This is a genomic window from Affinirhizobium straminoryzae (genome assembly GCF_007004135.1).
GTDB lineage: Bacteria > Pseudomonadota > Alphaproteobacteria > Rhizobiales > Rhizobiaceae > Neorhizobium > Neorhizobium straminoryzae.
The window spans coordinates 96,885-118,251 of the sequence record NZ_VJMG01000030.1 but is presented as its reverse complement, the minus strand read 5'-3'; the positions used below and the strand labels follow the sequence as shown (position 1 = coordinate 118,251).

The window sequence follows — 21,367 nt, the reverse complement described above, 5'->3', positions numbered from 1 at the left end:
GACAAGCACAAGGGTGCCGACATTAGTTGGTCGTGTTGCCGGTTGAGCCGACCTTGACGTCGCCCAGCGTACGGAACGTCAGACGCGCCGTCACGGTCCAGTCGTTCGGGTCGGTATTGGCCGGCTGGTCGCTGTAGGCCACGGTGAAGACCGTGCACTCGTCCGCATAGCTCAGACCCACGCCGCGACGCACCACATCCTGCTTCTGGATGTCCCAGGTGGCCGACGTTGCGAAGGACCAGTTCTGGTTGATCTTCAGGTTGTTGGAGGCCTTCAGATATTCCGCTGTGGTTGCTACGCCGTATTCGGGCTGGGGCTGGATGTTGGTGTAGATCAGCGAACCGCTGACGCGCGGCAGGTTATAGCTGAAGGAGGCGTCCGCCCGACGCAGTTCGAGCGTCTTCTCGTCGAAACGGCCCTGCGTCGAAATGCTGTAGCCATGCGGCAGGTCGATTGCCGCCATGGTGACGAAATCCGAGACATTGGTCTCAAGACCCGATTCGGCACCGGCATTGACCAGGTCGGATGTGGCAAAGGAATTCAGACCGGCGAGCTGATAGGACTGTCCGAAGATGCCACGCAGTCCGATGCCGTTGTCGAAGTTGCCGGAATAGCGGATGCCGACATTGGCGCGCGTTCCGCCTTCGATGCGGTCATAGCCCGAGAACTTGTCGCGGTCGAACAAGGTGGTGGCGTCGAAGACGAAGCTCTGCGCATCCTCGTTTGGCAAGCCGCCGGCGTGCTGTTCGTCCGGACGCGCGAAAATCTGCGCGATAGGCTCGATCACATGCGTGGCATGATCGGTCGTGATCAGCACGGGATAACGGGCTTCCATGCCTGCGGTCAGCATGTAGCGCGTGGAGGCACCGGAACCGGAGAAGTCGCCGGCATAGGTAGAGGTGCCGAAGCTCGGCGCGGTCGAGGCGGTGCTGCGCAGCGCATCGCCGCGGGCCGCCAGGATCGGCGTTACAAGCAGGCCTTCGTCGGTCGTGAAGGTGCGCTTCCACTCCGCCTCGGCCGTCATGCGGCTGTAGCTGCCTTCCAGGCCGCGATAGCGGGCGAAGCCGCCTTCGGTATAGAAATCGTCCTTGCGGCGCGACATGTTGGTGATGTTGGCGTTGAACGACAGTTCCCCGCCCGCCACCGGCTCGGGCGCATAGTAGCTGTAGTCGATGACCGGATAGACGATCGCCTGCTGCTTTTCGGCGTTGCTGTTGTAATCAGCATCCTGCACGTCGAAGTAGTAGCTGTGCAGATCGAAATAGTTCCGCGTCCCGATGCCCGTCAGGTACAGGTCATTGGTGAAATTGGTCGTATTGAGATCGTTCAGCTTGTAGGTCTTGGAGAAGTTATTGTCCGACTGGAGCATCACGTTCCAGCCGAAGGTCCAGCGCGGATTGATCTTGAACTCCGCCTTGGATGCGATCATCTCGCGGCTATTGGCCCGGGCATCGCTGGTGCCGGCATTGAAGACGTTCGAACTCTGCTGGTCGATATAGGCAAATCGCAGCGTGTGATCGCCGGTCTCGAAACGGTTGCGGACCTCGCCCTGCAACAGCAGGCCCTGCTTGGTGTAATAGGTCGGGCTCAGCGTCGCATCCATGCTCGGCGAGATGACCTGATAATAGGGAACCGTCGTGCCGAAACCCAGCTTGTCGGTGAGGCTTGCACTCGGGAACAGGAAGCCGGACTTGCGTTCCACCGTTTCGTCGGGAACCGTGATGAAAGGCACATAGCCGATCGGCATGCCGAACAGCTCGAAGCGGGCATGTTCGAGGCGAATCGTGTGGTTCTTGCCGTCGCGGATGACGCGCTGCGCCTTGACCTGCCAGAGCGGCGCCTTGTCCGGCCGCTGTGCGCAGGGCAGGCAGGCCGTATAGACCCCGTTGTTCAGGATCATCTTCTCGTCGGGCAACTGCTCGGCGCTCTCGGCAGCCATGCGTGTGTTGTCGGTGGTCTCGACACGCAGCGAATTCACGAAGCCCTGACCGAAGTCGTCGGTCACATCCAGCGAATCGGCATAGACGCGGTTGCCGTCCGGTTCGATCAGTTCGATATTGCCGGTCGCCATCACACGACCGGTCTTCTGGTCATATTCCACGCGCTGGGCCACCATGCGGTGGCGATTGTAATAGAGCTGCACGCCGCCGGTGGCGGTCACGTGCTGGCTGTCCTGATTATAGACGAGTTCATTGGCCCGCAGGAGCATTTTCGCTCCATCGGCTTCCTGAGGCACGAGGCGAGACGCCTGTGCGTGAACGGGCGACGGGTTGACGACCAATACGCATGCAGCCGTGCTGGTGAGCAAGGCGGCAAGAAGCCGTCTGATGTTCCCGCGGTCATGTACCGCCACTAGCCATCCTCCTGATGAAGCAGGATTGTTGCGCCGATTGCCATCGCGACCACGACCGGAATCCAGACGGCCACGAAGGGGGGCACAACGCCACTGCTTCCGAATGCTTTTACAAGCACGGTTACCACATAAAGCACGAAGCCACAGACGATTCCACCCAGAATCACCGAACGCGATTGTGCCATTCGGCTGAAGCGGAGGGAAACCGTCGCAGCGATCAGGGTCATTGCCACCAGAAGCAGCGGCAAGGACAGGAGCGAATGAAATTGGGTCTCGAAGGGCTTGGTGGAGATGCCGAACGAGCGAACAACTTCGATTTTTCGTAAAATGTCAAAGAAAGCAACGTTCTCCGGCTTCGACAGCGATTCCTGCAGATAGGCCTTCCGAAGGTTCGTGCGCACCTTGACCTCCGGCAGGCGAGCCGGGGGCGCATCGGTGCGCGTTTCCAGAACATTGTTAAGCAGCCAGTAACCATCCTCCAAGGTCGCGGTCTGCGCATCCTGCCGAAGCGTGATCCGACCCTGTGGATCAAAGTGGACAATGACCACGTCGATCAGCTGCGTTCCGCCGTTTTCAAAGCCCTTGGCGCCGATGACGGTATCGTCCGTGTTGCTGATCTGGCGGATCCACGGCAGGAAATTGGAGGCGCGGCTGGCATTGCTGGCCTTGCGCCAGTCCGATTCCATGGTGGAAGAGAGGTTCTGTCCCCAGGCGGCCAGCGGATTGATCACGGTCACCGTGGCAAGGCCGATCAGGAAGGCGCCGGCGACGAAGGGCAGCACGAACTGCCAGACAGAAAGACCGGCGGCGCGCGTCACCACGAGTTCGGAGCGACGGTTGAGGGTGATCAGCGTGGTCATGCCGATGAACAGGGTCAGCGTCGGAACGGTCTGCTGCACGATCAGCGGCAGGCGCAGCGCGCTCATCAGCAGGCCGCCCGGCACGGTGTAGCCGACGAAGCCGGACATGCGGCGGCTTGTCTCGCTGAAATCGGCCAGGAAGATGATCCCGCAGACGCCCAGGAGGAACCAGAGGGCGGTGATCATGTAGCGCTTGAAGAAATACCAGCTCAGCGTCCGCGCGATCATGGCTGTCCGCCTCCCTTCGAGCCGGACGCCATCTGGCGCAGTCCGCTTTCGGCCTTGTTCATCCAGCGACCGGTGTGATTGGCAAGGAAGGATGGCAGGCGAAGGCCGCGGTTGGTCATCAGCATCACGACGCAGATCGCCCCGAAGGCGGCCGGAACCAGATAGACCAGCGGCACCATGGCAGCGTTCGTCTTGGTCAGATTCACGATATAGAAGCTCAGCCAGCGCAGTGCGAAGGCCAGAATGAGCGCCAGCACCATCGGATGCATGCGGGTGCGGCGGCTGGAGCGTACATTACCGGCGACAACCAGGGAGATCAGGCCGAACACCACGGGCAGCATCCAGTCCGAGAGGCGGCGGTGCAGTTCCGAACGGAAGGCGCCCGGAGAGCTCAGGAAGGCCTTGTCGGTCGGGTCGGGCTTCAGCAGGAAGGCGAGGCTGCGATCGCTGGAAAACACCGCCTTGTCGCCCGTCGTCTCGTTCATGGAGGACAGGTCGAAGGCATAGGAGAGGAATTTCACGATGGAGATTCGGCCGTCCTTGGCTTTCCGGTGCACCTCGCCGTCACGCATTGTCAGCGTCGTGCCGCTCTCGTCGATCGAGCCTTCCCGCGCATAATAGATGAGTTCCATGTTCGGATCGCGGTAATCCACCAGGAACAGACCCTTCAGGATGCGGCCGGAATGGCGCTCCGAGATCTGCACATAGAGATTGTCCTCGATGCTGCGGAAGGTCTTTTCCTCGATCACCGAGGAGAGGAGATCCGCATAGGCCTCCGCCACCATGTCGCGCGCCTTGGTGCGCGAAGCCGGCTCGACGAAATTGGTGATCAGGAAGGAGAAGGCCGCCATGCCGATCGCCAGCAGCATCACCGGGCGGTAGAGCACCGAGCGCGGCGCGCCCGCCGCATCGATCACCGCCAGCTCCGAATCGTTGTTCATCGCGTTCAGCGTCTGCGTCACGCCGATCACGACGGCAAACGGCAGCACCACCGGTATGATTGTCGGCAGGATGAAGGTCGCGAGCAGGACGAACGAGCCCATCGACTGGCCGGTATCGGTGACGAGATTGATCCGCCCGAGCACCTGGATGGTCCATATGATCGTCAGCACCGGAATGAGGGTGATGAAGAACATCTGGAACGCTCGCCGAAAAATGTAGAGTTCGAGAAGCTTCATTCGGGTCCGGTCGGTAATGGCCTGGTGACGGCTGGTTCGCGGGTTCTAAGCAATTCGGTGCGCCATGGCGACAGCCGTCCTGTCACAAAACTGTTTGCTACCGGTGTTTTTTTTGTGTCTGTGTCATTTCGAAATAGCTGGCGACACCCGCATAGACGACGGCTGACGACAGGAAGCCAAGGATGACATCCGACAGATAGTGGCCGCCGAAGGACAGGCGAAGGCTGGCCGGAACGAGGCAGAGCAGCAGAAGCGGCGGCCCCACGACCGGTCGCAGGCGGGCTGGAAGCAGCACCACGAGACAGACGAGCCAGCCGGCGCTGGCCGCTTCCCCGGAAATGAACGAGCAGTTGTTGACGCAGCTGCCATGGAAGGTGCCTGCCGCGGTGAAAAACTCCGTGCCGCCGAAGAGATCCGTATTGTAGGGCCGCGAGCGACCGGAGATCGTCTTGAGAATCAGGTTTACCAGCACATAGGGACCGAGAAGGAAGGCTGTGAGCGCGATCGAGTAGCGCCGGGTCTTGCCCGCATCATAGGTCGCGCCGTGGTGCTGCAGGTTTTCAAGCAGCAACATCAGGATCACGATCGCGACCACGACGGGCAGGTAGAAGAAGAACTTGCGCAGCGCGATCAGGATCCCTTCGCTGGAATAGGCGAAGCTGCCGCAGATGCGGCCCGCGACCGTGTTCGCGCCGCAATCGATCGGATGGAAGAAGCTCTGCGCCACGGCGATGTCTATGCCCGGAAACAGGTAGAAGACGGCGAGAAGAACCCACCAGGCACAAAACAGCGTGACGAACCAAGCCTGCGGCCGCCGGAAACTTTGCCGAAGCCGCGGTCCGGAAAACAGGTTGGATGACTGGAACGCGTCTGCCAAAGTGTTTATTCCTTCCCCTATGATCGTTCCGAGCCTGGTAGCGGTTACGCAGATCGCATGACAACATTAAGACGTCGCCTTGCCAATGCCTGTCCGCTCTCTTGTCCTCGGCGGCCCATCCTCCCAGATTGGCCGTGAAGTCTTACATCATCCTCTGCCTCCGGAGAAGAAATGTCCGTTCAGTATACAATTCGTTTCGCACAGTTCGCAACCGTCAGTAGCGGTCTCGCCATCGGCCTGAAAGTGTCCGGTGATCATGCCGTGGCCGGGGCGGAATTTGCAGATCCTGCGCAGGTGCTCGGCCGTGCGGGCGAGGTTGCCGGCTTCTCCGCCAAGTCGATGAGCGTGCTCGATGTCCTGGCGCCACATCAGTCGCCGTTCGACCGGCTGGTGGTGCTGGGGCTTGGAAAGCCGGCGGACATCAGCGCCTATGACTGGCTGCGGGCCGGCGGCAAGGCGTCGAGCATGATCAAGCGTGCCGAGACGGTCACCATTTTCCTTGATGCGCCAGGCCTTGAGGTGGATGCAACCAAGGCCGTGGATTTTGCCACCGGCCTGCTGCTGCGGGCCTACAGCTTCGACAGCTTCAAGACGAAGAAGGCCGATGACGAGGACAAGAGCGCCAAGGCGGTCGAGATCACCATCGTCACCGCCCATCACGAGGCCGCAGCCGCGGGCTTCGGCTTTGCAGAGGCAGTGGCCGGCGGTGTCAACCTGGCCCGCGAGCTGGTGAACCTGCCGCCGAACGTTCTCGGCCCGATCGAATTCGCCGAGCGTGCAAGCGCGCTTCAGGCACTCGGCGTCGAGGTGGAGATCCTGACGGAAACCGAGATGCGCGCGCTCGGCATGGGCGCGCTGCTCGGCGTGGCGCAGGGTTCGGCCCGTCCGCCGCGCATGGCGATCATGCAGTGGAAGGGCGGCAAGACGGACGAGGCGCCGCTCGCCTTCATCGGCAAGGGCGTTGTTTTCGATACCGGCGGCATTTCGATCAAGCCGGCCGCCAACATGGAAGACATGAAGGGCGACATGGGCGGGGCTGCCGCCGTGACCGGCCTCATGCACACGCTGGCCGCCCGCAAGGCGAAGGTGAATGCCGTCGGCATCATCGGGCTTGTGGAAAACATGCCGGATGGCAATGCCCAGCGCCCCGGCGATATCGTCACCTCCATGTCCGGCCAGACGATCGAGATCATCAATACCGATGCGGAAGGCCGTCTCGTGCTCGCCGATGCGCTCTGGTATGCCAAGGAACGCTTCAAGCCGCGCTTCATGATCAACCTCGCCACGCTGACGGGGGCAATCCTGGTGGCGCTCGGCAACCTGCATGCCGGCCTGTTCTCCAACGATGACGAACTCGCGGCCAGCCTGCTTGCCGCCGGCGAGACGAGCGGGGAGAAGCTTTGGCGCATGCCGCTCGGCAAGGATTACGACAAGATCATCGATTCCCGCTTCGCCGACATGAAGAACAGCGGCGGGCGCTATGCCGGCTCGATCACGGCGGCGCAGTTCCTCAAGCGCTTCGTCGGTGACACGCCCTGGGCGCATCTCGATGTGGCCGGCACGGCCATGGGCTCGCCCGCCAGCGAGATCAACCAGTCCTGGGGCTCGGGCTATGGCGTGCGCCTGCTCGACCAGCTGGTGCGCGACCGCTACGAGGCGTGAACGGCACCATGACCGAGGTCCTCTTCTACCATCTGACCGAATCGAAGCTGGAGGATGCGCTGCCCGCGCTCCTCGAAAAGAGCGTCGAGCGCGGCTGGCGCGTCGTGCTCCAGACGGTGGAAGAGGCCCGGCGCGACCGGCTCGACCAGCATTTGTGGACGTTTCGGGAAGACAGCTTCCTGCCGCACGGGACCGATACCGGCGTTCTTGCCGCAGAACAGCCTGTGCTGCTGACGGTGAAGGACCACAATCCGAACGGGGCGAGCGTCCGCTTTCTGGTGGATGGTGCCGATCCCGGCGATCTCTCGTCCTATGAACGTGTCGTCTTCATGTTCGACGGTCATGATGCCGCCCAGCTGGAGGGCGCGCGGAGCCACTGGAAGCGCCTGAAGGGGGAGGGCCACCGGCTGACCTACTGGCAGCAGTCGGATGACGGGCGCTGGATCAAGAAGGCGTGAGCGGGGATGGGGATGGTCGAGCCGCTGATGACGGTGCGTGACGGCCCCTTGTGCGCCGCAGCACGGCTTGCTAGCTGATGGCATCCCACAGAAACAGGAGCCTGGAAGCCATGACTGCCAATACCCGCAAGGCCGATCATCCCGTCGCCGAGGTCTTCACCGGCCGCTGGTCGCCGCGTGCCTTCACCGATGCCACGATCTCGGAGCAGGAACTGCTCGGTCTTCTGGAAGCTGCCCGCTGGGCGCCGTCCGCCTTCAACGCCCAGCCCTGGCGCTTCATCTATGCGCTGCGCGGTGATGCCGTCTGGCAGCCGATCCTCGGCGCACTGCTGCCCTTCAACCAGAGCTGGGCCGAAAAGGCGTCCGCCCTCGTCATCGTTGCCTCGGCCACCCGCTTCACGGCACCCGGCAAGACCGAGCCGAGCGACAACGGCAGCCATACCTTCGATGCCGGCACGGCCTGGGGTTATCTTGCGCTGCAGGCCCACATGGCCGGCTGGGCCTCGCATGCCATGGCGGGTTTCGACAAGCAGGCCATGGCGAAGGCCGTGAACCTGCCGGAAGGCCACGTGCTGCACGCGGCTGTTGCGATCGGCAAGCAGGGCGATGCCTCTCTGCTGCCGGAAGCCCTGCAGGCCCGCGAAGTGGCAAGCCCGCGCCTGCCGCTGTCCGAAACCGTCGTGCACGGCGTCTTCAAGGACTGAGCCGAGTCACGATCGACGGGCATGAACCGGAGGACCGGTCTTCCACGGGGAGGGCCGGTCTTTTTTGTCTGCTGCGGTTCAGGCCTATGCCGGGAGTAGGCGGCATAGAGCGTTTCCGGGGAAAACGGGATCACCGGAAATGCTCTATCTCTTTGTTTTCACGCAACCCGGATGCAAAACCGCTGACGCACTTTTGGCTCGGACGTGCTCTCGCATCGCCCCGATCGAGTGACATCTGGCTCCGGCCTCCGGTTTCCCGATTGATGAACAACGGCGATGAAGGCTATCGGCCGGCTCGCGCTAATCGCACAGGCGGGGGCGACTTATATCCGGTGTGGAAATTGTCCCGCAAACCGGAGTGTCTCCCGATGCACGAACCTCGCGAACTTACCCCCGTCCCGGCCGGTGCCGAACCGCTCACCATGGCGCGCCGCGATCTTCTGAAGATCACCGGCGTCGGTCTTGCCGCCGCCGGTGCCGCAAGCCTTGCCACGACCGCGACCGCGCAGGCCCAGTCCACGGCCGCAGACTGGGACAAGGTGTTCCCGAAGAGCGACAAGGTCGATCACCAGAAGGTCAGCTTCAGGAATCGCTACGGCATCACGCTGTCGGGTGATCTCTATCTGCCGAAGAACCGCGCCGGCCAGGCGCTGGCGGCAATCGTTGTCGGAGGTCCCTTCGGTGCCGTCAAGGAGCAGTCCTCCGGCCTCTATGCCCAGATCATGGCGGAGCGCGGCTTTGCGACGCTGGCCTTCGACGGCTCCTTCACCGGCGAAAGCGGCGGCGAGCCGCGCAACATTGCCTCGCCCGACATCAATACCGAGGATTTCAGCGCTGCCGTGGACTATCTCGGCCTGCGCCCCGAGGTCGACCGCGAGCGGATCGGCATGATCGGCGTTTGCGGTTGGGGTGGTTTCGCGCTGAATGCGGTTGCCGTCGACAAGCGCGTGAAGGCCGTCGTCGCCAGCACGATGTATGACATGACGCGCGTGATGTCGAAGGGCTACAATGACAGCGTGACACTCGAACAGCGCACGCAGACGCTGGATCGGCTGAGCCGTCAGCGCTGGGTCGACGTGGCGAGCGGCAACACCGTCTACCAGCAGCCCTACAATGTACTGAAGGGCGGCGAGCCGCAATTCCTGGTCGATTACCACGATTACTACATGACGCCGCGTGGCTATCACAAGCGGGCCGTCAATTCCGGCAACGCCTGGTCGCAGACGACGCCGCTGTCCTTCATGAACATGCCGATCCTCACCTATATCGCGGAAATCTCGCCGCGTCCGGTGCTGTTCGTGCATGGGGAAAAGGCCCATTCCCGCTATTTCGCGGAAACCGCCTTTGCGGCTGCGGCCGAGCCGAAGGAACTGATGATCATTCCCGGCGCAAGCCATGTGGATCTCTATGATCAGGTCGACAAGATCCCGTTCGACAAGCTCGAATCCTTCTTCGGCCAGCACCTCAGCGCCTGACGCCCGCGCCTGTCGAAAGACAGAAAGGCCGCCCCGGGGCAGAGCGCTGCATCCCCGGGGCGGCCTTCCTGTGGCTGATGCCTTTCCTGCCGGTGATGAACGACCACCGGCCGATAGGCGTGGATCATGCGTGGCGGCGCATATCGCTGCGGGAGACTGCCGGAACGGTCGCGCGGGTTTTGGCGCGGCCGGCTGCCGGCGGTGTGTCGGAAGACAGCGTAAAGCGGTCGATGAGGCGGGAAAGCTGAAGTGCATCATCGGCCAGCCGGTTGGTGCTTGCCGTGGTTTCCTCCACCATCGCGGCATTGCGCTGGGTCACCTGATCCATCTGCCCGACGGCGGAATTGATTTCCTGCAGGCGGCCGGATTGCTGGTTGGAGGTGGCGGCGATTTCGTGCACCTCGCCATTGATGCTGTCGACATGGCCGCGGATCTGGGCGAGCGCGTCGCCCGTGGCGGTTACAAGCTTCACGCCCGAGGCCACTTCATTGCCGGACTTGGTAATGAGGGCCTTGATGTCCTTGGCCGCACCTGCCGAGCGCTGGGCAAGTTCGCGGACTTCCTGCGCCACGACGGCAAAACCCTTGCCGGCTTCCCCGGCGCGCGCGGCTTCCACGCCGGCATTGAGTGCCAGCAGGTTCGTCTGGAAGGCAATCTCGTCGATCACGTTGATGATCTGGCCGATTTGTCCGGAGGCCTGCTCGATCCGCTCCATGGCGGCAATCGCATCGCCCACCACCACGCTGGAAGCCTCGGTGCTGCGGCGTGCCTCATCCACCTTGCGGGTTGCTTCCCGGGCGCGGTCGGTCGCCTGGCGGACTGAGACGGTGATTTCCTCAAGCGCCGAGGAGGTTTCTTCCAGGGCCGCGGCCTGCTGCTCCGTGCGACGGGCGAGGTCATCCGAGGCGTGGCGCAGCTCGCCGGAGCCGGAATTGATCTGGTCGATCGACTGGCGTACCTCGGTCACGATCGAGCGCAGCGTATCCACGGTGGTGTTCACATTGTGCTGGAGTTCGGCGAATGCGCCGGTGAAGCTGCCGCGCATGCCGTCGGTGAGATCACCCTCGGCCAGGCGCCCCATCACGCGGCGTGTTTCGGCAAGACCGGCATCGATCGATTCGACCAGTTCGTTCATCGAGGCGGCAAAGGCGTTGAGATCGGCAAACTCGAAATCGCGGTTCATGCGGATGCTGAAGTCGCCCTCGACGGCCGCCGAGACGATCTGGCCCACGGCGGTGCGCAGGTCATGGCACTTCTCGTTGAAATGCTGTTCCTCTGCGCCAAGCGCCTGCACGCGAATACCGTTGTCCCTGAAGACGCCGACGGCCTTGGCCATCTGGCCGATCTCGTTGCGTCGTTCGAGATAGGGAATGGCAACCGCAAAATCACCCGCCGCCAGCCGGCGCATGATCGCCGTCATGCGGTCGATGGGGCGCGAGACATCACGGGACACGAAGATCATCGCACCGATGCCGGCAAGTGCACCGATCGAGAGCAGGATGGCGTTCTTGATGAGCGATGCCGTGAATTCGCTGGCACTTTCGGCATACATGTCTTCCGCAGCCTTCACATTGGCATCGCGGAAGGCATCGGCATAATCGTCCATGCGCTCGTAGCTCTTGACCATCTCGCCGGTCAGCAGGGCGGAGGCCTTCTGCTTTTCGCCGGCGCGCGAAAGGGCCAGCAGCTGTTCGTGCAGGCGCAGATATTCGGCTGCGGCCTGCTTGAACCCGTCGAAGGCGCGGCGCTCTTCCGCCAGCGATATCATCGGCTCGTAGGTCGCCATGCGATCCTTCAGTTTCTTGACCTCGCGTGCCAGCACCGCCTCGGCCTCTTCCAGCGCCTTTGGCTCGGTGGTCAGGATATGGCGTGTCTGCAGGCCGCGCAGATTGGCGATCGAGATGTTCAGGCGGTTCGTGATGTCGACCGCCGGTACGGCATCGTTGGCAAGCCCGTCGACATTGGTGAAGATGCCGCGCATGGAGGACAGCGCAACACCTCCCTGCAGCAGAAGCAGCAGAAGAAGAAGGGCGAAGGCAGATGTCAGGGATGTCTTCAGGGACAGAGCACGAAGCATTGCATGGGTCCAGAACAGGGGCGTGCCGTCATCATGGCGGCAGGTGCCGGAAACCGGAGGGACAGGGCCATCATCGGCCACATCCATGATGGCAGACACGCGTCATCCGTCACGGCGCGCGGCGCCGCGGGGCGGACACTGCGCGGAGCGCATGTCGGGCAGGATGGCAAGCCTGTCATTCCATCCCGCAGGATGGAGGCTCATGACCCGCTTGCCGTGTATAAAACGGAGAATGCGAGCGATGATGTTCAAGCTTTACTTAAGATTGTGCTAATTGACGTCGTTTCGCATATGCGGCAACGAAGTTTTATTACTTTCGCCCTAAGAATTGAGGGGTAAACGGATCTCGGCTTCTGCCAAGATCCGGCGCGAAAGCGGAAGACGCGCCTTGTCACTCCAAAAGACGGGCGAGGCAAGCCAGGATCAGCCTGCCATCGCCGCTTCATATTCGGCGGAAAGTTCCAGCCACTGTTCCTCGCAATCCGAAAGCTTCTGCGCGGCATCGCTGCGTTGCTTGGCCTTTTCTGCGGCCTTTGCCGGCGATTTCTCGTAGAGAGCCGGATCGGCCAGATCCTTGTCCAGCGCCTGGATCAGCTTCTCCAGCTTGGCGGTCATGGCTTCGAGATCGGTGATCTTCTTCTTCAGCGGCGCAAGCGAGGCGCGCTTTTCGGCATTGGCCTTGCGCTGGTCGGATTTCGAAACCGGCTCTTCGGCACCGGCCTGCGGCTTGTCGTCCTTGCGGCGCGAGGAGGCGACGATGATCGAGCGGTAATCCTCGAGATCGCCGTCGAAGGGGGCAACTGTGCCGTCATTGACCAGCCACAGGCGGTCGACGGTCGCTTCGATCAGATGGCGGTCGTGGCTGATCAGGATGACGGCGCCGTTGTACTCGTTCAGCGCCTCGATCAGCGCGCGGCGGCTGTCGATGTCGAGATGGTTGGTCGGCTCGTCGAGGATCAGGAGGTTCGGCGCGTGGAAGGCGGCAAGGCCCATCAGCAGGCGCGCCTTCTCGCCACCGGAAAGATCCTTGGCGGCCGTATCCATCTTTTCGGTGGCAAGTCCCATCTGGGCAACGCGGGCCCGCACCTTCGCCTCCGGCTGGTCCGGCATCAGGCGGCGCACATGGTCGGCGGCGGACTGATCGGGGATCAGGTCGTCCAGCTGGTGCTGTGCAAAGAAGCCGATCTTCAGGTTGGGCGCCACCTTCAGGTTGCCGGCTTCGGCATCCAGCCTGCCGCAGATGAATTTTGCGAAGGTGGACTTGCCGTTGCCGTTCGAGCCCAGCAGCGCGATGCGATCGTCATTGTCGATCCGAAGCGTGATGTTCTTCAGGATCGGCTTGCCCGGCGCATAGCCGACGGCACCCTTGTCGATGGCGATGATCGGCGAGGCGGGCTGCCGGTCCGGTTCCGGAAAGGTGATCGGGTGGACGTGATCCTCGATGACGGCCGACACGGTGCCCATGCGTTCCAGCGCCTTGATGCGGCTCTGCGCCTGGCGGGCCTTGGAGGCCTTGTAGCGGAAGCGGTCGATATAGCTCTGGATATGCTTGCGGGCGGCGTCGCTCTTGGCCTTCGCCTTCATCTGCAACTCGTCGGCTTCCGCCTTCTGCCGCTCGAAACTGTCATAGCCGCCGCGATAGAAGGTGAGCTTCTTCTGGTCGAGATGCACGATGGCGTTGACGGCATTGTTCAGCAGGTCGCGGTCATGGCTGATGATGACGACGGTGTGCGGATAGCGCCGGATATAATCTTCCAGCCACAGCGTGCCTTCCAGGTCGAGATAGTTGGTGGGCTCGTCGAGCAGCAGCAGGTCCGGTTCGGAAAACAGAACCGCGGCAAGGGCGACGCGCATGCGCCATCCGCCAGAGAAGGAGGAGGCGGGGCGGCGCTGCGCCTCCGCGTTGAAGCCGAGGCCGGCGAGAATGCTTGCGGCGCGCGCTTCGGCCGAATGGGCGTCGATATCGACGAGGCGTGTCTGGATTTCGGCAATGCGGTTGGGATCGGTCGCCGTCTCGGCCTCGGCAAGAAGCGCGGTGCGCTCCTTGTCGGCGGCAAGCACGATCTCGATCAGCGCATCCTCGGTGCCGGGCGCCTCCTGCGCCACCTGGCCGATGCGCGCATTCCTGGGCAGTGCGACCGATCCGCTTTCGGCGGCGAGATCCCCGGTAATGACGCGGAAGAGCGTGGATTTTCCCGCGCCATTGCGCCCCACGAGGCCAGCCTTGGTGCCGGTCGGCAGACTGACGCTCGCATGGTCCAGAAGAAGGCGGCCCGCGACGCGCGCGGAAAGGTCGGTAATCGTGATCATGCGCCGGGTTTTGGCCGAAGTTTTTCAGCGATGCAAGAGAGGCGACCCGTCGCGACCACGCTATTGCCAGCGCTGGCCGTCTGCGAGCACGAAATAGACGAGATCGATCGCGATACTGGGCTTGCCGAGACTGGTCAGGATCGTATGCACCTGGCCGCGATGATGGGTCTGATGGTTGAAGACATGCGCCAGGATCGGTCCGAGCCGCAGCTCGACCTTGGTCGGCGTGCTGATCGGCGTATAGGAAATGATGCGGGAAAGCTCCGCCTCCTGCAGGCCGTTCAGCCAGTCGATGATGCGCCGGTCCTCCGCCTCGCGTGCGGCGCGCAGTTCGGCGAAGTCCTCGAAGAGAACGGCGTCGAGGCCGGTCGGTGCCTCGCCTTCTCCGGTGAAGCGCTTCAGCCAGATGCGGTCGGCGGCTAGCAGGTGATTCAGCGTGCGCTCGGCCGAGCCGAAGAAGGCGCCCATGTCGGCGCGGTAATCCTCGCCGCTCAGCGTGGCGCAGGCCTCGTAGACCCGCTCATTGGCCCAGCGGTTGTAATCGGCAAACATCTGGAAGTGGCGAAGCATGCAGGTCTCCTTTTTGATTGGGGCGGGACGCTAACCGAAAAATGCTGCACTGCGTGTGATGCGACCGATGAAATTTCCTGATTTGATCGAGGCTGCCGTCTTGTTCCACCATGGAGCGCGACGATGGGGTCGATAAGGCCGCCAAAAGGGCGGCAGGGGAGCCGGGATAGCATGACCAGAATTCTGTATTCGCTGTGTGGTCGCGACGAGAGCCGGCCGTTTTCGCCGCATTGCTGGAAGGTGTCGCTGGCGCTCGCCCACAAGGGGCTGGACTTCATCGAGAAACCGGTGGCCTTCACCGAGATCCCCAAGCTGGAGGGCGGTTTTTCCAGGACCGTGCCGATTCTGAAGGACGGTGACAGACTGGTCCGCGACAGTTTCGACATCGCCCTCTATCTCGAGGACACCTATCCCGATCGGCCGACCCTGTTCGGCGGCGAGGGCGGCAAGGCGCTGTCGCGTCTGGTCGAAGGCTTTTCCCAGACGCTGATCCACCCGGTGCTGACGAAGATTGCCGTGAAGGACATTCACGACATGCTGGCGGAACCGGATCAGGTCTATTTTCGCGAAAGCCGCGAGGCGAGGCTCGGCCAGACGCTGGAGGCCTTCAGTGCTGCGCGTGAGGCGGCGCTGGCCGATCTTTCCCTGCGTCTGGAGCCCGTGCGTCACACGCTGAAGCTTCAGCCTTTCATCGGCGGTGCTACCCCGTTGTTTGCCGACTACATCCTGTTCGGCGCGCTGCAATGGGCGCGGGTCACGACGGGGCTTGCCCTTCTGCCGGACGAGGATCCGGTGGCGCTCTGGTTCGGGCGCTGCCTCGATCTTCATGGCGGAATGGGCCGGGCGGTGGCCTGAAGCGCGGAGCCGCCGGCCTTTGTGACGCAGGCGTGAAATTCGCATCTCCCCCTTGTCTTCGTGATTCGGGGCGGCTAAACACCGCCCACTTATCCCTGAAGAACAAGGATTTTCCGAAATGGCGATCGAACGCACTTTCTCCATGATCAAGCCCGACGCAACGAAGCGCAACCTGACCGGTGCCATCACCAAGGTCTTCGAAGAGAATGGCCTGCGCGTCATCGCTTCCAAGCGCGTCTGGATGAGCAAGCGCGAAGCCGAAGGCTTCTACGCCGTTCACAAGGAACGTCCGTTCTTCGGCGAACTGGTTGAAGGCATGACCTCCGGCCCGACCGTCGTTCAGGTTCTCGAAGGCGAAAACGCCATCCTGAAGAACCGCGAGATCATGGGCGCCACCAACCCGGCCAACGCCGCCGAAGGCACCATCCGCAAGACCTTCGCGCTCTCCATCGGCGAAAACTCGGTTCACGGCTCGGATGCTCCGGAAACCGCTGCCCAGGAAATCGCCTACTGGTTCTCCGAAACCGAAATCGTCGGCTGATCAGGCCCGGCTGCCGGTGTGACGGCAGATGACATTGCGAGGCCGCCTGCGACGGGATCGTCTCGGGCGGCCTTTTTCGTTTGAGGAAAGGCCCTGCCATGCTGCCCTGGATCGAGCTTGATCGCGCATCGGTGCCCGGCGATACGGCCGAACTGCGGCTGAAGCAGCGCGGCAGCGAATTTTCCATCATGCTCGGCGCCAACGAGCTGATGAACAGCCGTCTCAGCGGTTCGGAAGAGGCGCTGGCCACGCTGGCCGCCGAGCGACTCGGTCCGCAGCCGGCGCCGGTCGTTCTGATCGGTGGCCTCGGCATGGGCTTTACGCTGCGCGCGGCACTGCGCGTGCTGCCGGCCGAGGCGAAGGTGATCGTCGCAGAACTCGTGCCGGCAGTGGTCGCCTGGGCGCGGGGACCGATGGCCGCGGTCTTTCAGGGCTGCCTCGACGATCCGCGCGTTTCCGTTCACGTCGGCGATGTCGGCGCGCTGATCCGCAGCTCGAAATCGGCCTTCGACGCCATTCTTCTCGATGTCGACAACGGCCCGGACGGACTGACCCGCAGCAGCAATGACGGCCTCTACGATCATGCCGGACTGCGCGGCGCGCAGGTGGCGCTGAGGCCGAAGGGCGTGCTCGGCGTCTGGTCCTCGGGGCCGGACGACCGGTTCACGCGCCGCCTGAAGGAGTGCGGCTTTGCCGCCGAAGCGCTCTCCGTGCGGGCCAGCACGAAGCGCAGCGGTGCCCGCCATGTGATCTGGATGGCTGTCCGCCCCTGATCGTCACGCGCTCTCTCAGTCCTGCAGCCCCTCCAGCGCCGCGGCTACGCGCGGCAGGGCCTCGTCCGGGATCGGCAGTACCGGGCGGTGCGGGGCGGCGTGGAACAGGTCGAGCGTCGCGGCCATGGCATACATCACGCGAAAACTGCCGAATTGCTTGAACAGGGTCCAGAGCGGGTCGAAGGCCTGGTTCAGACGGTGCGCTTCGGCGGCATCGCCGGCCTGGGCGGCGCGGGTCAGCGCCAGAGCCTGGGCTGGCAGAAGGCCGGCGACCACGCTGTACCAGGCATCGGCGCCGGACAGCAGCGCCTCTGCCGCCCCCCAGTCACCGCTATAGCCGATGGCAAAGCCCTGCGGCAGGCGGGCGCGGAGCGCGGCCATTTCCGCCTCGAAACTGGCATCGACCGGCAGCGGCATTTTTACCGTCGCAATCTGCGGAATGGCGGAGAGCCGTACGATCAGGTCCGGGCTGAAGGTGAATTTCGTGGTGCCGGGATTGTTGTAGATGACCAGCGGCAGATCCGTCGCACCGGCCACCGCGGCAAAATGGGCAAACACCTCGTCCTCCGTCAGCGGCGTGTAGGAAACGGGGGCCAGCAGCAGGCCGTTGGCGCCGGCCTTGGCCGCATCTCCGGCGAGCGCCATGGCCTCGTCGGTGCGCAGCGCCCCGACGCCGACGATCAGCGGCGTGCGGCCGGCGAGCGTCTTAACCGCGATCTCGACGGCGCGGCGCCGCTCCGGACGCGACAGATAGGCATAGCCACCGGTGCTGCCGAGCAGGCCGATGGAATCGACGCCGGCGGTCGCGAGACGATCGACCAGGCGCGACAGGGCGTCCGGCTGCACGATGCCGTCCGCATCGGTCGGCGTGGGCGGAAAGGCGGAAAGACCACGGAACATGCTGCACCCTCGTCTGGCTGATGATGCCTCTGGTAGCACCGGCGCCGCGCGAGGTGAAGGCGGCTCAGGCCGGGCAATCCTGCACCGGCGTCAGGTCAATGTGGCCGCCGGGCTTGAACACCTTCGGGTTCATGTCATAGGCCGGGCCGACGACGATGGAATTGGCCGGCAGGATGCTCTGGTCGATGGTGGCGAGAACCCTGGTTTCCAGCTGCTGCAATACCTTGCCGTGGGCATCGGCCAGATCGATCTTCACCTCATAGGAACGCCCCTCGCGCACGCATTGCAGGTTGGGGCTTTCCAGCACGATCTTTTCCATCTTCGGATAAAGCTTTGCTTCCGTCACCAGGGGTGCGCCGCCGCGCGGGTTCTCGAAGCGGGCAATCGCCATGCCGCCGTCCGGCAGAGCGGCGGTCGGCCGCAGCGTCACGACGTAATTCGCCTTGGAGAGGCGATAGTTGAACACGAAGATGTGGCCGGAAAATTCCGCCAGCTTCTCCATCTCCCGCTGGCAGCCGGCAAGCGCCAGCAGGCCGAGCGCAGCCATGGTGATCTTTCTTCTCATTCCTGTTCCCCTTTCCTGCGTCGGTAATGGCGGGCGGCCTTGGCGCGGTTGCCGCACACGGCCATGTCGCACCAGAAGCGGCTCCTGTTCTTGCTGCGGTCGAGAAACAGCCAGCCGCAATGGCCGCAGATCTTCAGGCGGTCCGGCTCCGGCAAGGCGAGCAGCCTGAGCGCCGAGCGCACTGTCTGCCCCTCCAGACCATCCGCGTCGCAGGACAGCCGCAGCAGGCAGGCGCCCTGTTCCAGAAGATCGGCCAGCGTGTGGTCGGTGGATCCTCCCTCGGCCTCGGCCCGGAAATGCCGGTCGATTGCCTCGCGAAAGGTCAGAAAGACGTGTCGTGCCTCCGGGCGCACCGGCTTCAACGGCCCGAACAGCGCGCGCTCGGCGGAAAATTCCATTGCCGCCTGCGGGAAGGCGTCGAACTGTGCGGGGTCCGCAAAACGGTCGATGCTGCGGGCGGGGTCGAAGCGCAGGATCACGCTGTTGGCGACATCGAGCGCCAATGCGCCGCCGGCGAAACGGTGAGGGGTCCAGGAAAAGCTCATGCCTCAATATAACTGGTAAAATTGCGTTTACCAGTTATAATTCTCAGCACCCATTCCGGCTGGATCGCGCCATGCTCTACGCCCTGCAACAGCTTTTGAATGCCGTGCCGATCGCCAGCCTCTATGCGGCGCTCGCCTTCGGCTACGCGATTGCCTTTGCCGTCACCAAGCGGGCGGACATCAGCTATGGCGCGCTGTTTGCCGCCGCCGGCCACCTGTTCCTGCTGGTCGCCCATGCCGGCTGGAATGTTCTGTTCCTCACCTTTCCGGCAGCGCTCTCGCTGGGGGGCCTTGCGGCCGTGACGCTGGTGGCGGGCGGTGGTGTGGTCATCGGCCGGCAGGTGGTCGCGCCGCTGGCCCGCGTCTCGCCGAACGCGCTCACCGTTGCCTCGCTCGGCCTGCTGCTGGTCCTGATGGAAGCGGCACGGCTCGCCTCCGGCACGCGCGAACTCTGGCTGCCGCCCTTTCTCAATACGCCGCTCCGTCTCTGGCGCGGAGAGGAGGGCACGGCAAGTCTGACGCTCTTGCAGGCGCTGAACAGCCTTGTTCTGCTGCTGCTGGTCGCGGGCGGCGGATGGTTTCTCGCGGCAAGCCGCTGGGGGCGACACTGGCGCGCCGTCTGCGACGATCCGCTGGCCGCCGAACTCTGCGGGGTGCAGGCTGCCCGTATCTTTGCCGGCGCCTATGGGCTGGCTGCGCTGTTTGCGGCGCTCGCCGGCCTGCTCGCCACCGCCCATTACGGCACCATGGATTTCGGCGCCGGCATCCTCTTCGGGCTGAAGATCGTGCTGATCGCGGCGGCCGGTGGCCACAGCCATCCCCTGCGTGCGGCCGCGGGCGCCGCCCTGTTCGGCTTCGGCGAAACGCTGTGGAGCGGCTATGGCCCGGTTGCCTGGCGCGATACGGTCATGCTTGGCGCCCTGGTGGCGCTGCTGGTGATCAGCCGGAGGGAAAGGGTTCTGGTGTGAGACGAGTCAGCGCGTGATCCACTTGTCCCGCGCCCGATCGTCGGCATCCTTGGCCGAGACCCAGCCGCCTGCGGAGCCATCCTGCAGGTGCTCCTTCTTCCAGAAGGGGGCGGCGGTCTTCAGAAAATCCATTACGAAGCTGGCGCCGTCGAAGGCCGCCTGCCGGTGCGGGGCCGAGGCCACCACCATCACGATGGTCTCGCCCGGCGCGATCTTTCCATAGCGGTGCACGGCAGTGAGGCCGAGCAGGGAGAAGCGCGAAATCGCTTCCTCGCCGATGCGACGCATTTCGGCCTCCGCCATGCCGGGATAATGCTCCAGCTCCAGCGCCGTCAGGCTACCGCCTTCATCGCGGCAGAGGCCGGTAAAGGTGACGACCGCGCCGATATCCGCCCGCCCGGCCGTCAGCCGGTCAATTTCCGTCTGGAGGTCGAAATTTTCGCGCTGGACGCGGATGGTGGGTGTCGTCATGTCGAATGCCTCACCTTGTCCGGCACCTATGCCGTTTCGTGCGATGCCCGGCAGGGCATAGGGGGCTGCTCCCGGGCTTCACCCGCCCGTCATCGGCGGAAAAATGCCGATTTCACGGGCGCCGGCAATCGGTTCGTCGTGATCGACATGCTCCTGATTGACAGCAACCCGGATCACCTCCGGATATTGCAGGGCCGCTTCATAGCCGTCACCGAGCGTCTTCAGGTGCTGCAGCAGGTCGCCGGCCGTCACGACGCTGTCCGGCAGGTCGAGGTCCTCTTCCGGCTTGTCGATGCGCTCGCGCACCCAGGCGAAATAGACGAGCTTCACCTTCATTCTTCGTCCACCACATGCTTGAGGCCGGCCTTGAAGTAGTCATAGCCGGTATAGATCGTCAGGATGGCCGCAAGCCACAGCAGGGTAATGCCAAGCGTGGTCGTGTGAAGGCCGAACTTGTCGCCGGCGGGGCCCGCCAGCAGGAAGGCGATCGACACCATCTGGATTGCCGTCTTCCATTTGGCGATACGGGTGACCGGCACCGCCACCTTGAGGCCCGCCAGATATTCGCGAAGGCCCGATACGAGAATCTCGCGGCACAGAATGGTGATGGCGGCCCAGAGCGACCAGCCGGCAATCGTGCCGTCTGCGGCCATCAGCAGCAGCACGGAGGCCACCAGCAGCTTGTCGGCGATCGGATCGAGCATGCGGCCGATATTGGAGGTCTGGTTCCAGATGCGGGCGAGATAGCCGTCGAGGTAATCGGTGATCGAGGCAATGACGAAGATGCCGAGCGCCGTCCAGCGCGCCACGTCGGAACTCTGCAGCCGGCCTTCCACGAAAAAGCACGCGACGACGACCGGCACGGCCACGATGCGCGCATAGGTCAGGAGGTTGGGAATGTTGTATGCGCGCGATGCCATGACGAACCTGCTACCTGCTTGCTGGGCCCTTAGTTGATGCTTCGAAGGCCAAGCGTCAACTGCAATTCTGGCGGAAT

At 63.4% G+C, this 21,367-nt stretch carries 21 protein-coding genes; 8 read left to right on the top strand and 13 right to left on the bottom strand.

All coding sequences use genetic code 11. The annotated features are described in order from the left end of the window. Window positions 1-22: 22 nt before the first annotated feature. From FNA46_RS12730 to FNA46_RS12715, 4 genes are all read right to left on the bottom strand, one after another. Window positions 23-2,353, bottom strand: a complete 2,331-nt coding sequence (locus FNA46_RS12730; RefSeq protein WP_143125575.1) for an LPS-assembly protein LptD — start codon at window positions 2,351-2,353, stop codon at window positions 23-25. Continuing rightward, complete coding sequence (gene lptG, locus FNA46_RS12725; RefSeq protein WP_143125574.1) at window positions 2,353-3,441, bottom strand: LPS export ABC transporter permease LptG; 1,089 nt, start codon at window positions 3,439-3,441, stop codon at window positions 2,353-2,355. Before lptG ends, FNA46_RS12730 begins: the two co-directional genes overlap by 1 nt. Beyond that, complete coding sequence (locus tag FNA46_RS12720; protein ID WP_143125573.1) at window positions 3,438-4,619, bottom strand: LptF/LptG family permease; 1,182 nt, start codon at window positions 4,617-4,619, stop codon at window positions 3,438-3,440. Before FNA46_RS12720 ends, lptG begins: the two co-directional genes overlap by 4 nt. A 97-nt stretch (window positions 4,620-4,716) precedes the next feature. Beyond that, window positions 4,717-5,496, bottom strand: coding sequence for a phosphatase PAP2 family protein (locus FNA46_RS12715; protein ID WP_244617838.1), 780 nt, complete (start codon window positions 5,494-5,496; stop codon window positions 4,717-4,719). 171 nt (window positions 5,497-5,667) lie between these two features. Here FNA46_RS12715 and FNA46_RS12710 point away from each other — a divergent pair, with 171 nt between their 5' ends. The 4 genes from FNA46_RS12710 to FNA46_RS12695 all read left to right on the top strand — a co-directional run bounded on the left by FNA46_RS12710 (window position 5,668) and on the right by FNA46_RS12695 (window position 9,795). Then, complete coding sequence (locus tag FNA46_RS12710) at window positions 5,668-7,158, top strand: leucyl aminopeptidase (RefSeq protein ID WP_143125572.1); 1,491 nt, start codon at window positions 5,668-5,670, stop codon at window positions 7,156-7,158. An 8-nt stretch (window positions 7,159-7,166) separates the two neighbouring features. After that, window positions 7,167-7,616 (top strand): DNA polymerase III subunit chi, encoded by a 450-nt coding sequence (locus FNA46_RS12705; protein ID WP_143125571.1) that lies wholly within the window; start codon window positions 7,167-7,169, stop codon window positions 7,614-7,616. Between the two features lie 110 nt (window positions 7,617-7,726). After that, window positions 7,727-8,320 (top strand): nitroreductase family protein, encoded by a 594-nt coding sequence (locus tag FNA46_RS12700; RefSeq protein WP_143125570.1) that lies wholly within the window; start codon window positions 7,727-7,729, stop codon window positions 8,318-8,320. 368 nt (window positions 8,321-8,688) lie between these two features. After that, on the top strand, window positions 8,689-9,795 hold the full coding sequence (locus tag FNA46_RS12695; RefSeq protein ID WP_185969835.1) for an alpha/beta hydrolase: 1,107 nt from the start codon (window positions 8,689-8,691) through the stop codon (window positions 9,793-9,795). 124 nt (window positions 9,796-9,919) lie between these two features. Here the strand turns inward: FNA46_RS12695 and FNA46_RS12690 are convergent, their stop codons facing one another. The 3 genes from FNA46_RS12690 to FNA46_RS12680 all read right to left on the bottom strand — a co-directional run bounded on the left by FNA46_RS12690 (window position 9,920) and on the right by FNA46_RS12680 (window position 14,752). Further along, window positions 9,920-11,971: a HAMP domain-containing methyl-accepting chemotaxis protein gene (locus tag FNA46_RS12690; RefSeq protein ID WP_246103052.1), complete on the bottom strand. Its 2,052-nt coding sequence runs from the start codon at window positions 11,969-11,971 to the stop codon at window positions 9,920-9,922. A gap of 324 nt (window positions 11,972-12,295) precedes the next feature. Continuing rightward, window positions 12,296-14,182 (bottom strand): ABC-F family ATP-binding cassette domain-containing protein, encoded by a 1,887-nt coding sequence (locus FNA46_RS12685; protein ID WP_143125569.1) that lies wholly within the window; start codon window positions 14,180-14,182, stop codon window positions 12,296-12,298. Window positions 14,183-14,242: 60 nt separating this feature from the next. Continuing rightward, window positions 14,243-14,752 carry a DinB family protein gene (locus FNA46_RS12680; RefSeq protein ID WP_143125568.1) on the bottom strand — a complete coding sequence of 170 codons (510 nt, stop codon included), beginning with the start codon at window positions 14,750-14,752 and terminating at the stop codon, window positions 14,243-14,245. Window positions 14,753-14,923: 171 nt separating this feature from the next. Between FNA46_RS12680 and FNA46_RS12675 the strand changes: the two genes are divergently transcribed. The 3 genes from FNA46_RS12675 (at window position 14,924) to FNA46_RS12665 (ending at window position 16,921) form a co-directional block, all read left to right on the top strand. Next, window positions 14,924-15,607 carry a glutathione S-transferase family protein gene (locus FNA46_RS12675; protein WP_143125567.1) on the top strand — a complete coding sequence of 228 codons (684 nt, stop codon included), beginning with the start codon at window positions 14,924-14,926 and terminating at the stop codon, window positions 15,605-15,607. Window positions 15,608-15,725: 118 nt separating this feature from the next. Continuing rightward, window positions 15,726-16,148 carry a nucleoside-diphosphate kinase gene (gene ndk / locus FNA46_RS12670; protein WP_143125566.1) on the top strand — a complete coding sequence of 141 codons (423 nt, stop codon included), beginning with the start codon at window positions 15,726-15,728 and terminating at the stop codon, window positions 16,146-16,148. Window positions 16,149-16,246: 98 nt separating this feature from the next. Further along, a complete protein-coding gene (locus FNA46_RS12665; protein WP_143125565.1) occupies window positions 16,247-16,921 on the top strand; it encodes a spermidine synthase in 675 nt (224 codons plus the stop codon). Window positions 16,922-16,936: 15 nt separating this feature from the next. Here the strand turns inward: FNA46_RS12665 and FNA46_RS12660 are convergent, their stop codons facing one another. The 3 genes from FNA46_RS12660 to FNA46_RS12650 all read right to left on the bottom strand — a co-directional run bounded on the left by FNA46_RS12660 (window position 16,937) and on the right by FNA46_RS12650 (window position 18,931). Further along, the gene (locus FNA46_RS12660) at window positions 16,937-17,821 is read right to left on the bottom strand and encodes a dihydrodipicolinate synthase family protein (protein ID WP_143125564.1); all 885 of its coding nucleotides are present in this window, start codon (window positions 17,819-17,821) and stop codon (window positions 16,937-16,939) included. Window positions 17,822-17,885: 64 nt separating this feature from the next. Further along, entirely contained in the window at window positions 17,886-18,386 is a 501-nt protein-coding gene (locus FNA46_RS12655) for a hypothetical protein (protein ID WP_143125563.1), read from the bottom strand. Continuing rightward, window positions 18,383-18,931 carry a CGNR zinc finger domain-containing protein gene (locus tag FNA46_RS12650; RefSeq protein ID WP_143125562.1) on the bottom strand — a complete coding sequence of 183 codons (549 nt, stop codon included), beginning with the start codon at window positions 18,929-18,931 and terminating at the stop codon, window positions 18,383-18,385. Before FNA46_RS12650 ends, FNA46_RS12655 begins: the two co-directional genes overlap by 4 nt. A 71-nt stretch (window positions 18,932-19,002) precedes the next feature. Here FNA46_RS12650 and FNA46_RS12645 point away from each other — a divergent pair, with 71 nt between their 5' ends. Next, window positions 19,003-19,899, top strand: coding sequence for a branched-chain amino acid ABC transporter permease (locus tag FNA46_RS12645; protein WP_143125561.1), 897 nt, complete (start codon window positions 19,003-19,005; stop codon window positions 19,897-19,899). 6 nt (window positions 19,900-19,905) lie between these two features. Here the strand turns inward: FNA46_RS12645 and FNA46_RS12640 are convergent, their stop codons facing one another. The 3 genes from FNA46_RS12640 to pgsA form a co-directional block, all read right to left on the bottom strand. Continuing rightward, window positions 19,906-20,370, bottom strand: coding sequence for a molybdenum cofactor biosynthesis protein MoaE (locus FNA46_RS12640; protein WP_143125560.1), 465 nt, complete (start codon window positions 20,368-20,370; stop codon window positions 19,906-19,908). A gap of 78 nt (window positions 20,371-20,448) precedes the next feature. After that, window positions 20,449-20,706, bottom strand: a complete 258-nt coding sequence (gene moaD / locus FNA46_RS12635; protein ID WP_143125559.1) for a molybdopterin converting factor subunit 1 — start codon at window positions 20,704-20,706, stop codon at window positions 20,449-20,451. Continuing rightward, window positions 20,703-21,290: a CDP-diacylglycerol--glycerol-3-phosphate 3-phosphatidyltransferase gene (gene pgsA / locus FNA46_RS12630; RefSeq protein ID WP_143125558.1), complete on the bottom strand. Its 588-nt coding sequence runs from the start codon at window positions 21,288-21,290 to the stop codon at window positions 20,703-20,705. Before pgsA ends, moaD begins: the two co-directional genes overlap by 4 nt. Window positions 21,291-21,367: the final 77 nt, after the last annotated feature.

Bases quoted from the DNA above. Each gene is read 5' to 3' on its own strand.
- lptG (WP_143125574.1), bottom strand. From the start codon at position 3,441: ATGATCGCGCGGACGCTGAGCTGGTATTTCTTCAAGCGCTACATGATC.
- FNA46_RS12720 (WP_143125573.1), bottom strand. From the start codon at position 4,619: ATGAAGCTTCTCGAACTCTACATTTTTCGGCGAGCGTTCCAGATGTTC.
- FNA46_RS12710 (WP_143125572.1), top strand. From the start codon at position 5,668: ATGTCCGTTCAGTATACAATTCGTTTCGCACAGTTCGCAACCGTCAGT.
- FNA46_RS12705 (WP_143125571.1), top strand. From the start codon at position 7,167: ATGACCGAGGTCCTCTTCTACCATCTGACCGAATCGAAGCTGGAGGAT.
- FNA46_RS12700 (WP_143125570.1), top strand. From the start codon at position 7,727: ATGACTGCCAATACCCGCAAGGCCGATCATCCCGTCGCCGAGGTCTTC.
- FNA46_RS12695 (WP_185969835.1), top strand. From the start codon at position 8,689: ATGCACGAACCTCGCGAACTTACCCCCGTCCCGGCCGGTGCCGAACCG.
- FNA46_RS12685 (WP_143125569.1), bottom strand. From the start codon at position 14,182: ATGATCACGATTACCGACCTTTCCGCGCGCGTCGCGGGCCGCCTTCTT.
- FNA46_RS12680 (WP_143125568.1), bottom strand. From the start codon at position 14,752: ATGCTTCGCCACTTCCAGATGTTTGCCGATTACAACCGCTGGGCCAAT.
- FNA46_RS12675 (WP_143125567.1), top strand. From the start codon at position 14,924: ATGACCAGAATTCTGTATTCGCTGTGTGGTCGCGACGAGAGCCGGCCG.
- ndk (WP_143125566.1), top strand. From the start codon at position 15,726: ATGGCGATCGAACGCACTTTCTCCATGATCAAGCCCGACGCAACGAAG.
- FNA46_RS12665 (WP_143125565.1), top strand. From the start codon at position 16,247: ATGCTGCCCTGGATCGAGCTTGATCGCGCATCGGTGCCCGGCGATACG.
- FNA46_RS12660 (WP_143125564.1), bottom strand. From the start codon at position 17,821: ATGTTCCGTGGTCTTTCCGCCTTTCCGCCCACGCCGACCGATGCGGAC.
- FNA46_RS12655 (WP_143125563.1), bottom strand. From the start codon at position 18,386: ATGAGAAGAAAGATCACCATGGCTGCGCTCGGCCTGCTGGCGCTTGCC.
- FNA46_RS12650 (WP_143125562.1), bottom strand. From the start codon at position 18,931: ATGAGCTTTTCCTGGACCCCTCACCGTTTCGCCGGCGGCGCATTGGCG.
- FNA46_RS12645 (WP_143125561.1), top strand. From the start codon at position 19,003: ATGCTCTACGCCCTGCAACAGCTTTTGAATGCCGTGCCGATCGCCAGC.
- FNA46_RS12640 (WP_143125560.1), bottom strand. From the start codon at position 20,370: ATGACGACACCCACCATCCGCGTCCAGCGCGAAAATTTCGACCTCCAG.
- moaD (WP_143125559.1), bottom strand. From the start codon at position 20,706: ATGAAGGTGAAGCTCGTCTATTTCGCCTGGGTGCGCGAGCGCATCGAC.
- pgsA (WP_143125558.1), bottom strand. From the start codon at position 21,290: ATGGCATCGCGCGCATACAACATTCCCAACCTCCTGACCTATGCGCGC.